Raw genomic sequence first — 10,492 nt, 5'->3', positions numbered from 1 at the left:
CGCTCCCGGTGACCGGAGACGTCCTCGGGATGCTCGGCGGCTGAGCTCCCGCCGGGCGCCGTCGCCGTACGCCATCGGGGCCCGGGGCCCGGGCGGGGGGGGGGGCCCCTCGGCCGAGGGCCGGGTGAACCACTGGCCTAGGCTCACCGTCATCACAGGGGGAGGACGGTCGCGCCGCTCCGGCGCTGCCGGGGACAGCCGGCGAGAGCCGACGAGAGCCAACGACAGCCGACGACAGCCGACGACATGGGGGACCCGAGCGGATGCGCGCACTCCGGATATTGCTGATCTTCGTTGTGATCATCGGCGGCCTGTTCGTGGCCGCCGACCGGATCGCGCTGCACTTCGCCGAGGGCAAGGTCGCGGACCGGCTCCAGTCGAGCGAGAACCTCGACAGCAAGCCCGACGTGTCGGTGAAGGGCTTCCCCTTCCTGACGCAGGTGGCCGGCAAGTCGCTGGACGAGGTCGACGTCGGCCTCGGCCGCCTCACCGCGACCGCGAACGGCCAGGCCGTCCACATCACGCAGGTCAAGGCCGTCCTGAAGAACGTCCGCATCGACAGCAGCTTCTCCTCCGCGACGGCGGGCACGGCCGAGGGGTCGGCGCGCGTCTCGTACGCGGACCTCGCCGCCGCGGTCCCGAAGGGCGCCACGGTCTCCTACGCGGGTCCCGAGCGGGCCGCGAAGGGCCAGGTCAAGGTCGTCGCCAAGGCCACGCAGGTGATGAAGGCTGAGCACATCCCGGACCCGTCCGGGCTGGTCGAGCGGCTCCTCGCGGGCAAGACCCTGACCGCGTACGGCACGGTCACCATGAAGGGCGACGTGCTGAAGCTGGACTTCGACGACGTCTCGGGCCTCCCGGTCCCCGGTCTCGCCGACCAGATCAAGGGGCTCATCAACTCCGACCTCAAGATCGACGGGCTGCCCTCGACGGTGACCCTGTCGAAGGTCACGGCGTCCCAGGACGGACTCCGCTTCTCGGGCACGGGCACGAACGTCGCGCTGACGGGCTGACGGGCTGACGGGCTGAACGGGCTGACGCGCGGGGGGCGCGGGGCGCGCGGGCGCCGCGTCGGTACGACGAGCGGGCAGGCCGCGGGCCGGGTACGCCGTGGGCAGGAGACGCCGCGGCCGGATCGTGAGACGCGGCGTCCGGCCCGTAGATACCCCGGATGTTCCGGCGATGTTCCGGCCGTGCCCGGCGGATGTGCGCTCCTGGCAGCAGCCCCCGCCGCACCTCTCGCAGCCCCCGCCACGCCTCCCGCCGACCGCATTGCGGACGGTCCTGTCTCAACATGTGAGGCAACGGTGACACGGCCGTCCGGACGTCCTTACGATCGCCCCTATGGAGCGACGGGTGGATCTGCGAGTGGATCTCACAAAGCGGCGGGCAGTCGACCTGTGCCGCGTTGCCACCATGCTCTGTCGCGACGCTTAGCCGGTACCCGCGCGTACGGGACGGAGGAGGCGGGCGGCCCTCGCGCCGCCCCGCGGCCCGTCACCGCGTACCGGAATCCCCGCCCTGCGATCGAGGGCGAACCGCGCCCCGCGACCGCCCTGCCCCTGCCGTCGCCCCGTCGACGCACGGGCGCGCGGACCGGAGGCCGTCCCCGCCCCCCACAGCACCTCGCACCTCGCCGAACACTGCCCCGGAGGGAAACAGCATGAGCCGCACCGACGTCCTGGTCGACGCAGACTGGGTCGAGTCGCACCTCGGCGACGAGAAGGTCGTCGTCGTAGAGGTCGACGAAGACACCTCGGCGTACGACAAGAACCACATCAAGAACGCCGTCAAGATCGACTGGAAGACGGACCTCCAGGACCCGGTGCGCCGCGACTTCGTGGACCAGGAGGGCTTCGAGAAGCTCCTGTCCGCCAAGGGCATCGCCAACGACGACACCGTCATCCTGTACGGCGGCAACAACAACTGGTTCGCCTCGTACGCGTACTGGTACTTCAAGCTGTACGGCCACGACAGCGTCAAGCTGCTCGACGGCGGCCGCAAGAAGTGGGAGCTCGACGCCCGCGAGCTGGTCGAAGAGGTCCCGCAGCGCGCGGCCACCAGCTACCGGGCGAAGGCCCAGGACGCCTCGATCCGCGCCTTCCGCGACGACGTCGTCGCCGCGATCGGCAGCCAGAACCTGGTCGACGTGCGTTCGCCCGACGAGTTCAGCGGCAAGCTGCTCGCCCCTGCGCACCTGCCGCAGGAGCAGTCGCAGCGCCCGGGCCACGTCCCGTCCGCGCGCAACATCCCGTGGTCGAAGAACGCCAACGACGACGGCACGTTCAAGTCGGACGACGAGCTCAAGCAGCTCTACGCCGACGAGCAGGTCGACCTGGGCACGGACACCATCGCGTACTGCCGCATCGGCGAGCGCTCCGCGCTGACGTGGTTCGTGCTGCACGAGCTGCTCGGTGTCACGAACGTCAAGAACTACGACGGCTCGTGGACCGAGTACGGCTCGCTGGTCGGCGTGCCGATCGAGCTCGGCGCGGCGAAGTAATCGAGCTCGGCGCGGCGAAGTAACGGCCCGACGAGGCACCCCGGCGCGCCCGCGTGGGCGCACCGCATCCAAGGCAAGTGCCAGACCCGCCTGACCCGGAGGACGAGCAAGTATGTGTGGAGCGAAGGCCGGCGGCCCGGACGCGTCGACGATCAAGCCCGGTGAGACCACCATCCAGGGCCAGGTGACCCGTGACGGCGAGCCCGTCACCGGTTACGTACGGCTGCTGGACTCGACCGGTGAATTCACGGCGGAGGTGCCGACCTCGGCCACCGGACAGTTCCGCTTCTACGCGGCGGAGGGCACCTGGACGCTGCGCGCCCTCGTCCCCGGCGGTACCGCGGACCGCACGGTCGTCGCCCAGACCGGCGGCCTCGCCGAGGTCGCGATCGCGGTCTGACGGCGGGCGCCCCCGGCGCCCCGGCAGGCACGGCATACGGCGCGCGGGACCCGTTCCTCAGGGAGCGGGTCCCGCGCGCCGTCGGCGTCCGTCCGCAGCGTTGGCCGTTGTCCACAGGGCGGTCGTACGCTGGAGGCATGTACACGCGACGCCGTCGTCGTTACTTCGCGCTCATGTGCGGGTGCCTCGTTCTCTTCGTATCCGCTTGGGCGTTCGTACGGCTGTGGTCGATTCCGGCGGCCGTCGCCATGTGTGTCGTGGCGATGGTGATTCCCCCCGTCGCGGCCATGGTCGGAAACTCGCGCGGGCGCGGGGACCGGTGGTGGGACGAGACGTCCGGCGACTCCACGTCCGACGAATGGTGGGACGAACTGGACGGGAAGAAGCCGGCCCCCAGCGACAAGGACAAGAAGGATTCCGACGCCAAGAGGAACAACCGGCGCGGGAGGCCGTGAGCGCGGCGCCGTCTTCTCCCGCGTTACGCGTCCCCCGGGCGGGGGCGCAATCCGTCCAATTGCAGGTCGAGTTGGCGGGCGAGGCGGGCGGGGCCGCCTTCGAGTACCTCCGCGACCAGCGACACACCGCTGAGTCCCGCCAGGATGTCGTACGGTTCGACGTCCGCGCGCAGCACGCCCTCCGCGACCCCCGCGCGCAGTACGGTGCCGATCGCGTCGAGCAGCGTCGCGCGGCTCTTGCGGAACGGGTGCTCGGCGGGCGCCTGGTCCTGGACGGACGCCACGTCTTGGGCGGGCGCCTGGTCCGAGGCGATCACCGCCCGCAGCGCCGCGGCCATGCCGTGCTTGGCGGTCAGATAGGCGAGGACCTGGTCCATCCAGGCGCGCAGCGCCACGTCGGCCGGATGGTCGCGCAGCAGGCCGGGCACGGCCTCGCACAGCCGCGTCACCTCGCTGCGGTGGGCCGCCTCGATCAGCGCCTCCCTGGTGGGGAAGTGCCGGTAGAGCGTGCCGATGCCGACGCCCGCCTCCTTGGCGATCCGCTCCAGGGTGACCTCAGGACCCTCGTCGGCGAAGGCGCGGGCCGCGACCTCCAGCAGGCGCTCCCGGTTGCGGCGCGCGTCGGCGCGCAGGGGGCGGGAGGCGCCGCCGGACTCCCGGGGCGTCGCTCGTGGGGGCCCTGTCCTGTCCGCGGCCATGCGGGTACCTCCGTCGTCACTTGCCAATCGGAGGCTCCTCCGGTTAGCTTGGTCGTAGCGGAGAGCCCTCCGCTTTCACTCTAGTCGAACCGCCGAAACACCGAACCGCTCTGGTCGAACCGTCGAACCGTCGAACCGCTCGGATCGCGCCGTCGCGCCGTCGCGCCGCGGAACCGACCAAGACCGTCTGTTCGCAGCGATTCTCCGGGATCAGAGACAGAGGCAGAGCCATGTCCACAGACTTCAGGGACTCCACGGGCACCCCCAAGGGGCCTTCCCGTATCACCACCCCGTTCGGCGCGCACTCCACCGCCGCCGAGGTCCTCGCGGGTGTCGACCTCACCGGGCGGCGCGCCATCGTCACCGGCAGTACGTCCGGGATCGGCGTCGAGACCGCCCGCGTGCTCGCCGCGGCGGGCGCCGAGGTGACGCTCGCCGTGCGGGACACGGCCGCGGGCGCCCGTACCGCCGCCGGGCTCACCGCGGCCACCGGCAACCCGCACCTCCGCGTCGCACCGCTCGACCTGGGCGACCAGGCCTCGGTCGCCGCGTTCGGCACGGCGTGGGAGGGCCCGCTGCACATCCTCGTCAACAACGCGGGCATCATGGCCGCGCCCCTGACGCGTACCGCCGAGGGCTGGGAGGCGCAGTTCGCCGTCAACCACCTCGGCCACTTCGCCCTGGCGTGCGGGGTGCGCGGCGCGCTCGCGGCGGGCGCGGCCGAGGCGGGCGAGGCACGGATCGTGTCCGTGTCGTCGGTCGGCCACCTGGCCGCGGGCGTCGACTTCGACGACCTCCACTTCGAGCGCCGCCCCTACGACGAGTGGCAGGTGTACGGGCAGTCCAAGACGGCCAACATCCTCTTCGCGCTGGAGGCGGACCGCCGCTGGGCCGCCGACGGAATCCGCGCCAACGCGCTGACGCCGGGGCGCATCCGCACCAACCTGATGCGCTACATAGGCGACGAGTTCAACCCGAAGGTGCCCGCGGGCTTCGAGGCGACGAGCGGCGCGGTCGAGTGGAAGACGGTGGAGGAGGGCGCCGCCACGAGCGCCCTGCTGGCGGCGTCCCCGCTGCTCGCGGGCGTCGGCGGGCGCTACTTCGAGGACTGTGCGGAGGCCCTGCCCCAGGTCCCGCCGGCGCGCCGCGGCATCGCGCCCCACGCGCGGGCCGCGGAGGCGGCGGCGCGGCTGTGGGAGATCTCGGCCGGCCTGACCGCGCCTTCCGCGGAGCGGGCGCGGCCGCCACGTGATCACCGGCGGTCGTGAAGACCCCTTTCGCGTGACCCCTTTCGCACGAGTCCTTTCGCACGAGTCCTTTCGCACGAGTCCCTTCGCACGAGTCCCTTCGCACGACCGGGCCGGCCGGGCGGTCACGGGACGAGTAGGAGCTTGCCGCCGGGCCTGCGGGACCGGCTGAGCTCCGCCGCTTCCTGGATCTGGTCGAGCCTGTAGGTACGGGCGACCGACACGGCCAGGACGCCTTCGCTGGCCAGCCGGGCGAACTCGTCCATCACGTCGTAGCGCATCTCGGTGGTGATCCGTACCCCCAGCTCGGCCGCGGCGGCGAAGTCCGAGACGGTGAGGACGCGGTCGGGGTCACCGGTCAGCCCGATCAGGGCCGGCAGCGCGCCGCCGGCCGGGCCGGCCTGGTCGGCCCGGTCGATCCGGCCGCCGGTCGGGGCGCTGTCCAGGGCGCGGTCGACGCGGCCCCCGGCCAGTGCGGCAACCCGTTCGGCCATGCCGTCGCCGTAGCCGGTCACCCGGGCGCCGATCTCCTCCAGGGCGGCGGCCCGGGTCGGGCCCGCGGCGGCGATCACCCGGATACCCCGGTGCAGCGCGAGGCGCACCGCCGCCTCACCCACCGTGGTGCCCGCGCCGTGGACGAGCAGCAGCTCACCCGGCTGGACGCCGAGGTCGTCGAGCGCGCGCCACGCCGTCTCGGCCGCCATCGGCAGCGCGGCGGCCTGCTCGACGGTGACGCCCTCGGGGACGCGCGCCCAGGCCGCCATCAGCGCGAACTCGGCGGCGCCGGCCGTCGGGCCGTCGAAGGTGGCCGGGCCGAACACGCGGTCGCCGGCCTCGACGCCGGTGACGCCCTCGCCGAGCGCGTCGACGGTGCCCGCGACTTCGAGGCCGAGCCCGCGCGGCAGCGGCGGCAGCCGGTCGGCGAAGAGTCCGTCGACGACCACCCAGTCGGCCGGGGTCAGGCCGCACGCCCGCACGGCGATCCGGATCTGTCCGGGTCCCGGCTCCGGCTTCGGGACATCGCGGAGCACGATCACCTCTGGGGTTCCGAACCGGTCGAACTGAAGAGCCTTCATGACCATCTCCTGTGCGATGACAGCATCTGTTGTCATCGATCCTAGCGCGACAACAGCATCTGCTGTCATATCCTGAGGCGCATGCCGAGATGGGAGTCCGACGCACAGGGGCGGCTTGAGCGCGCGGCGCTTGAGCTGTTCGAGACCCAGGGGTACGAGCGCACCTCGGTCGCGCAGATCGCGCGCGCCGCCGGCCTGACCGAGCGCTCCTTCTACCGTTACTTCCCCGACAAGCGGGAAGTCCTCTTCGCCGGCCACGAACTCGTGGCCCACCTCGTAGGACGGGTCGAGGCGGCCGACCCGGGCCTCGGGCCGCTCGAGGCGCTGCTGACCGCGCTGAGCACCGCCGACGAGGTCTTCCGCTCCCGCGAGTTCCTGCTGCGCCGCGTCAAGGTGATCGCCGACAGCCCGGCACTGGCCGAGCGCGATCTGATCAAGCTCGCCGACATCGCGGAGGCGCTGGTGCCGGCGCTCGGGCGCCGAGGCGTCGAGCCCGGCACGGCGCGCTTCATCATCGACGTGGTGATGGCGCTCTCCCGGCGGGCCACGTCCCGCTGGCTGGCCGACCCGGACGCCGCCTTCTCCGAACTCGTCGCCCAGGCCGCCGCCGAACTGCGCGAAGTGGTCGCGCCGCCCGCCCCGCCGGTCCGCTGACTCCGTCGCCGGTCACCCGGGAGGCGGCGGCGCCATCGCGAAGTCGCCCCCGGGTGCGAGGGGCTACGACGCCGCGCGTTCTTCCGAGGTCCCGGCCGATACGGACGCCTCCGACGCCTCGGCCTCCGCTCCCACTCCGGGCCGTCCCTCCTCACCGAAGACCTCGTGCACGGTGACGGCGTCGAGCGCACGGTCCAGCCAGACGCCGAGGGCGTCGAGGTCGGTGCATGCGATGACGCGCTCGCGTTCCGCGGCGGAGAGCGCGATCTTGCGCCCCTCCAACACCCGCACAAGCGCGGACGCCAGCCCCTCGGCCCTTCCTTCGGCTTTTCCTTCTGCCTTGCCCTCGGCCTGCCCCTCCGCCTTGCCCGCGAAGAACCGCTCCTCGAACAGGGTGCCCCGGCCGGGGAAGTAACTACTCCGTGCCGCCATCAGCTCTCTCCATACCTTCCGTGCCGGTGCGTGGTTTCGTGTGTGTGGGGGAGGCCACGCCATCACTCTAGGCATATGCCGCATGGCTATCCGTAAAATCCGATGGCCCGTCACCTGCTGGGTGCCCCGGCGGCGGCGCTGTCGGGGACGGGGCGCCCGACTGGCCTCCCGGTAGATTTAACGGGCCCCTGGTTCCGTTACGATGGTCGTGGTGGGGGAGAGCTGTTGAGGGAAGTGGAGTGGAGTCCCGTGATGAACGCTGTCGGTGAGGCCGGAGGCGGAAGCCGGGCCGTGGTCGGGGTCCCGGGCACGGTGCGTCCCGGCGGGCGTACGGCCCGGGTGCGTGCGGCCGTGCTGCGCGCCGCGGGCGACGCGCTCGCGGAAGGCGGCTTCGACCGGCTCGACCTCACGGACATCGCGCGCCGCGCCGAGGTCGGCAAGACGACCGTCTACCGGCGCTGGTCGACGACCGCGGGGCTCGTCGCCGACCTGCTGGACGACATGGCCGAGCAGTCCGTGCGGCGCAGTGACACGGGTTCGCTCGCCGGGGACCTGCGGGCCAACGCGCGGCTCGTCGTCTCGACGCTCAACGACCCGCGCCAGGGCCCGCTCCTGAAGGCCGTGATCGCGGCTGCCACCGGCGACGCGCGCACCGCGGAGGCGCTGCGCCGCTTCTACGACACCCGGGTCGAGGAGTGGGCCGAGTGCGTACGCCTCGCGGAGCGCCGGGGCGAGGTTCCGGCCGGCACCGATCCGCACGAGGTCGTACGGGCCGTCTCGGCGCCCCTCTACTACCGGGTGCTGGTGAGCGGCGGCCCGCTGGACGAGGCCGTGGGCGAACGCGCGGTGGCGGCGGTCCTCGCCGCCCTCCGCGCGGGGGTGTACTCCGGGCGCCCGTAGGACGCCGACGGCCCGGGCCGTGCGTGACGGCTCAGGGGGCCCTGCGCAGTCCGGCCAGCTCGGTCCCGGTCGCGGGCCGCAGTGTCGTGAGCACATGCCGGGCCGCGCCCAGGTCGAACGCCCCTCCGCCCCCGTACGAGACGATGCAGACGATTCCCGCGCGGCGCAGCCGGAGTTCGTCGGTCGCGCCGGGCGGCACGGCGCCGTCGGGCGTCACCGCGACGCCGCGCGCGTCGGGGCGCGCGTACCGCACCCGCTGCCGGCCGCCGCCGTCGTCGGCGCAGACGGACCTGCGGCCGAACGGCACCGGGCAGCCGTTGGCGGCCGTGCGCTCGCGCTCGTACGAGACGCGGCGCACGGTGAGCAGCAACGCGCCGCCCGTACCGCCCCGGTGGTCGTACCTGGCGCTGAACCCGTCGCTCGTGGCGGCCAATTGGCTCAGGGCGTAACCACGCGGCGCGGCGCCGAGCCGGAGCAGGCCACGGTCGACATGGTGGCTCGCGAGCCACTCGCCGGTGCCGGGCGGGCGCGCGGCGGCCCAGGCGGCCGTGCCTGCGGCGGCGGCGAACACCGCGGTGGCGCCGAGGACCGCGAGCCGGGCCCTGGCACCGGGCAGGAAGGACGCGGCACTCAGCGCGAAGCAGACCGCCGAGCCGGCCAGCAGCGCGGGCGGGGCAGGGTCCCGGCCGGGCCCGTGGGCGAGCGCGGCCAGCGCGAGAGTGGCGGCGGAGCCGCCCGCGTACACGGCGCAGGCCCAGATCCAGAGCCCTGACCTGGTACGGAGGTACGGCAGGTGCCGCCGGCCGCCGGTGCCGATCCCGGCGAGCGCCGTGACGCCCAGCGGGACCGCGGCGCCGACGGCGCACACGAGAGCGGCGGGCCCGGCGAACAGCGCGAGGAGCACCGCCGTGTACTGGACGGCGCAGAGCGCCGCGCCGCCGAGCCCGACGACCGTGAGGAACCGGACCCGTTGCCATGGCATACCTCTTGAACACGCGACCCCCGCGGCGCCGGTTCCCCGATCGCGGGGACCCGCCTCCTCAGCCCCCCGGCAGCGTCGTCGTGGAGCCCGGCGAGGACACCCCGCGGGCGGCCACCAGAGCGGTCAGCGGGCCCCGCTCCCCGGCAGCGCAGCCGTGTTCGAGGTCAACTCCACTGGTGGGCGCCCCTGTTAGCATGCACCGGTTCGATCCCCTGACATCCTGCCCGAGACCGGGGTGCTGCTCATGGACCGCGTCGACACCGAACGGCTCATCCTGCGTCCCTTCGCCGAGAAGGATTTCGACGACCTCCACGACATCCAGCGACGCCCCGAGGTCACCCGCTATCTGCTGTGGTCGGCGCGCACCGCGCAGGAGACGCGCGAGTCGCTCACCGCGCGGGTCGGCCAGAGCGAGCTCGCCGCCGAGGGCGACAACCTCAACATCGCGGTGGAACTGCGCGAGACGGGCCGGGTCATCGGCGACTTCAACCTCCTGTGGCTGTCCGAGGAACTCATGCGCGCCGAGATCGGCTTCGTACTGAACCCGGATCACGCGGGGCGCGGATACGCCACCGAGGCGGCGCGCGAAGTGCTGCGGATCGCCTTCGAGACGTACGGGTTCCATCGCGTGATCGGCCGGTGCGACGGCGGCAACCACGCGTCGATGCGGCTCATGGAGCGGTCCGGGATGCGGCGCGAGGCGCTCTTCGTGGAGGGCGAGATGCTCAAGGGCGAGCGGGCGGACCTCGCCGTCTACGCGATACTCGGCAGAGAATGGCGCGCCGCGCGCGGCGGGCGCGAGGCGGCGACGCCGCCCGTGCCGCCCGTGTGAGCCGTGTGACCCGCATGACCCGCTCCTGAGTCCTCGCCGGGGCAGGCGAGTTCGAGCACCGTCAGCGGCACGCGGCCCGCGGCCCGCGCCGCCGGCCGCCGTGAGGCCGCCCGCGAGAGCGGCCAAGCGGGAGCGGGTGGTGTACAGGCCGACCGGCCCGGCCTCCGCGCGCGTGCGGGGTGTTCAGGCCGACCGGCCGCGCCTCCGCGGGGGGGGGGGGGGGGGGGGGGCCGCCCGCCAACCTGCTCCAGCTGCACCCCGACTTCCCCAACCAGTGGGACGCCTGGGATGTCGACGCGTTCTACCGCAACAC

13 protein-coding genes are annotated in these 10,492 nt (G+C 73.2%); 9 read left to right on the top strand and 4 right to left on the bottom strand.

Annotated features, from left to right (window positions below):
- Positions 1–281: 281 nt before the first annotated feature.
- From LCE31_RS30010 to LCE31_RS29995, 5 genes are all read left to right on the top strand, one after another.
- Positions 282–1,013 (top strand): LmeA family phospholipid-binding protein, encoded by a 732-nt coding sequence (locus tag LCE31_RS30010; RefSeq protein ID WP_225019877.1) that lies wholly within the window; start codon positions 282–284, stop codon positions 1,011–1,013.
- 331 nt (positions 1,014–1,344) lie between these two features.
- Positions 1,345–1,437, top strand: coding sequence for a putative leader peptide (locus LCE31_RS41365; RefSeq protein WP_374118588.1), 93 nt, complete (start codon positions 1,345–1,347; stop codon positions 1,435–1,437).
- Between the two features lie 226 nt (positions 1,438–1,663).
- Positions 1,664–2,503 carry a sulfurtransferase gene (locus LCE31_RS30005; protein WP_225019875.1) on the top strand — a complete coding sequence of 280 codons (840 nt, stop codon included), beginning with the start codon at positions 1,664–1,666 and terminating at the stop codon, positions 2,501–2,503.
- Between the two features lie 112 nt (positions 2,504–2,615).
- Positions 2,616–2,903, top strand: coding sequence for a DUF1416 domain-containing protein (locus LCE31_RS30000; RefSeq protein WP_127832476.1), 288 nt, complete (start codon positions 2,616–2,618; stop codon positions 2,901–2,903).
- Between the two features lie 137 nt (positions 2,904–3,040).
- On the top strand, positions 3,041–3,358 hold the full coding sequence (locus tag LCE31_RS29995) for a DUF3099 domain-containing protein (protein ID WP_225019873.1): 318 nt from the start codon (positions 3,041–3,043) through the stop codon (positions 3,356–3,358).
- A 23-nt stretch (positions 3,359–3,381) separates the two neighbouring features.
- Here the strand turns inward: LCE31_RS29995 and LCE31_RS29990 are convergent, their stop codons facing one another.
- A complete protein-coding gene (locus tag LCE31_RS29990; protein ID WP_225019871.1) occupies positions 3,382–4,056 on the bottom strand; it encodes a TetR/AcrR family transcriptional regulator in 675 nt (224 codons plus the stop codon).
- A gap of 230 nt (positions 4,057–4,286) precedes the next feature.
- On the opposite strand from LCE31_RS29990, the gene LCE31_RS29985 reads away from it, so the two are divergent.
- Positions 4,287–5,324 (top strand): SDR family NAD(P)-dependent oxidoreductase, encoded by a 1,038-nt coding sequence (locus LCE31_RS29985; RefSeq protein WP_225019870.1) that lies wholly within the window; start codon positions 4,287–4,289, stop codon positions 5,322–5,324.
- A gap of 104 nt (positions 5,325–5,428) precedes the next feature.
- On the opposite strand, the gene LCE31_RS29980 is transcribed toward LCE31_RS29985, so the two are convergent.
- Positions 5,429–6,379: an NADP-dependent oxidoreductase gene (locus LCE31_RS29980; protein WP_225019868.1), complete on the bottom strand. Its 951-nt coding sequence runs from the start codon at positions 6,377–6,379 to the stop codon at positions 5,429–5,431.
- Between the two features lie 81 nt (positions 6,380–6,460).
- Between LCE31_RS29980 and LCE31_RS29975 the strand changes: the two genes are divergently transcribed.
- Positions 6,461–7,033: a TetR/AcrR family transcriptional regulator gene (locus LCE31_RS29975; protein WP_225019866.1), complete on the top strand. Its 573-nt coding sequence runs from the start codon at positions 6,461–6,463 to the stop codon at positions 7,031–7,033.
- A 63-nt stretch (positions 7,034–7,096) separates the two neighbouring features.
- Here the strand turns inward: LCE31_RS29975 and LCE31_RS29970 are convergent, their stop codons facing one another.
- The gene (locus tag LCE31_RS29970) at positions 7,097–7,465 is read right to left on the bottom strand and encodes a hypothetical protein (protein ID WP_225019864.1); all 369 of its coding nucleotides are present in this window, start codon (positions 7,463–7,465) and stop codon (positions 7,097–7,099) included.
- Positions 7,466–7,717: 252 nt separating this feature from the next.
- Here LCE31_RS29970 and LCE31_RS29965 point away from each other — a divergent pair, with 252 nt between their 5' ends.
- Entirely contained in the window at positions 7,718–8,365 is a 648-nt protein-coding gene (locus LCE31_RS29965) for a TetR/AcrR family transcriptional regulator (protein WP_225019862.1), read from the top strand.
- A gap of 31 nt (positions 8,366–8,396) precedes the next feature.
- On the opposite strand, the gene LCE31_RS29960 is transcribed toward LCE31_RS29965, so the two are convergent.
- The gene (locus LCE31_RS29960) at positions 8,397–9,347 is read right to left on the bottom strand and encodes a hypothetical protein (protein ID WP_225019860.1); all 951 of its coding nucleotides are present in this window, start codon (positions 9,345–9,347) and stop codon (positions 8,397–8,399) included.
- A 244-nt stretch (positions 9,348–9,591) separates the two neighbouring features.
- On the opposite strand from LCE31_RS29960, the gene LCE31_RS29955 reads away from it, so the two are divergent.
- On the top strand, positions 9,592–10,179 hold the full coding sequence (locus tag LCE31_RS29955; protein ID WP_225019858.1) for a GNAT family N-acetyltransferase: 588 nt from the start codon (positions 9,592–9,594) through the stop codon (positions 10,177–10,179).
- Positions 10,180–10,492 lie beyond the last annotated feature (313 nt).

This window comes from Streptomyces sp. 8L, assembly GCF_020176795.1.
Taxonomy (GTDB): Bacteria; Actinomycetota; Actinomycetes; order Streptomycetales; family Streptomycetaceae; genus Streptomyces.
Note: the sequence above shows the minus strand (reverse complement) of the source record. Positions and strands in the feature narration are given on the sequence as shown.

Excerpts from the sequence above, each read along its gene's own strand:
- LCE31_RS30005 (WP_225019875.1), top strand. The coding sequence starts at position 1,664 with ATGAGCCGCACCGACGTCCTGGTCGACGCAGACTGGGTCGAGTCGCAC.
- LCE31_RS29960 (WP_225019860.1), bottom strand. The coding sequence starts at position 9,347 with ATGCCATGGCAACGGGTCCGGTTCCTCACGGTCGTCGGGCTCGGCGGC.
- LCE31_RS30000 (WP_127832476.1), top strand. The coding sequence starts at position 2,616 with ATGTGTGGAGCGAAGGCCGGCGGCCCGGACGCGTCGACGATCAAGCCC.
- LCE31_RS29955 (WP_225019858.1), top strand. The coding sequence starts at position 9,592 with ATGGACCGCGTCGACACCGAACGGCTCATCCTGCGTCCCTTCGCCGAG.
- LCE31_RS29975 (WP_225019866.1), top strand. The coding sequence starts at position 6,461 with ATGCCGAGATGGGAGTCCGACGCACAGGGGCGGCTTGAGCGCGCGGCG.
- LCE31_RS29995 (WP_225019873.1), top strand. The coding sequence starts at position 3,041 with ATGTACACGCGACGCCGTCGTCGTTACTTCGCGCTCATGTGCGGGTGC.
- LCE31_RS41365 (WP_374118588.1), top strand. The coding sequence starts at position 1,345 with ATGGAGCGACGGGTGGATCTGCGAGTGGATCTCACAAAGCGGCGGGCA.
- LCE31_RS29985 (WP_225019870.1), top strand. The coding sequence starts at position 4,287 with ATGTCCACAGACTTCAGGGACTCCACGGGCACCCCCAAGGGGCCTTCC.
- LCE31_RS29990 (WP_225019871.1), bottom strand. The coding sequence starts at position 4,056 with ATGGCCGCGGACAGGACAGGGCCCCCACGAGCGACGCCCCGGGAGTCC.
- LCE31_RS29970 (WP_225019864.1), bottom strand. The coding sequence starts at position 7,465 with ATGGCGGCACGGAGTAGTTACTTCCCCGGCCGGGGCACCCTGTTCGAG.
- LCE31_RS29980 (WP_225019868.1), bottom strand. The coding sequence starts at position 6,379 with ATGAAGGCTCTTCAGTTCGACCGGTTCGGAACCCCAGAGGTGATCGTG.
- LCE31_RS29965 (WP_225019862.1), top strand. The coding sequence starts at position 7,718 with ATGAACGCTGTCGGTGAGGCCGGAGGCGGAAGCCGGGCCGTGGTCGGG.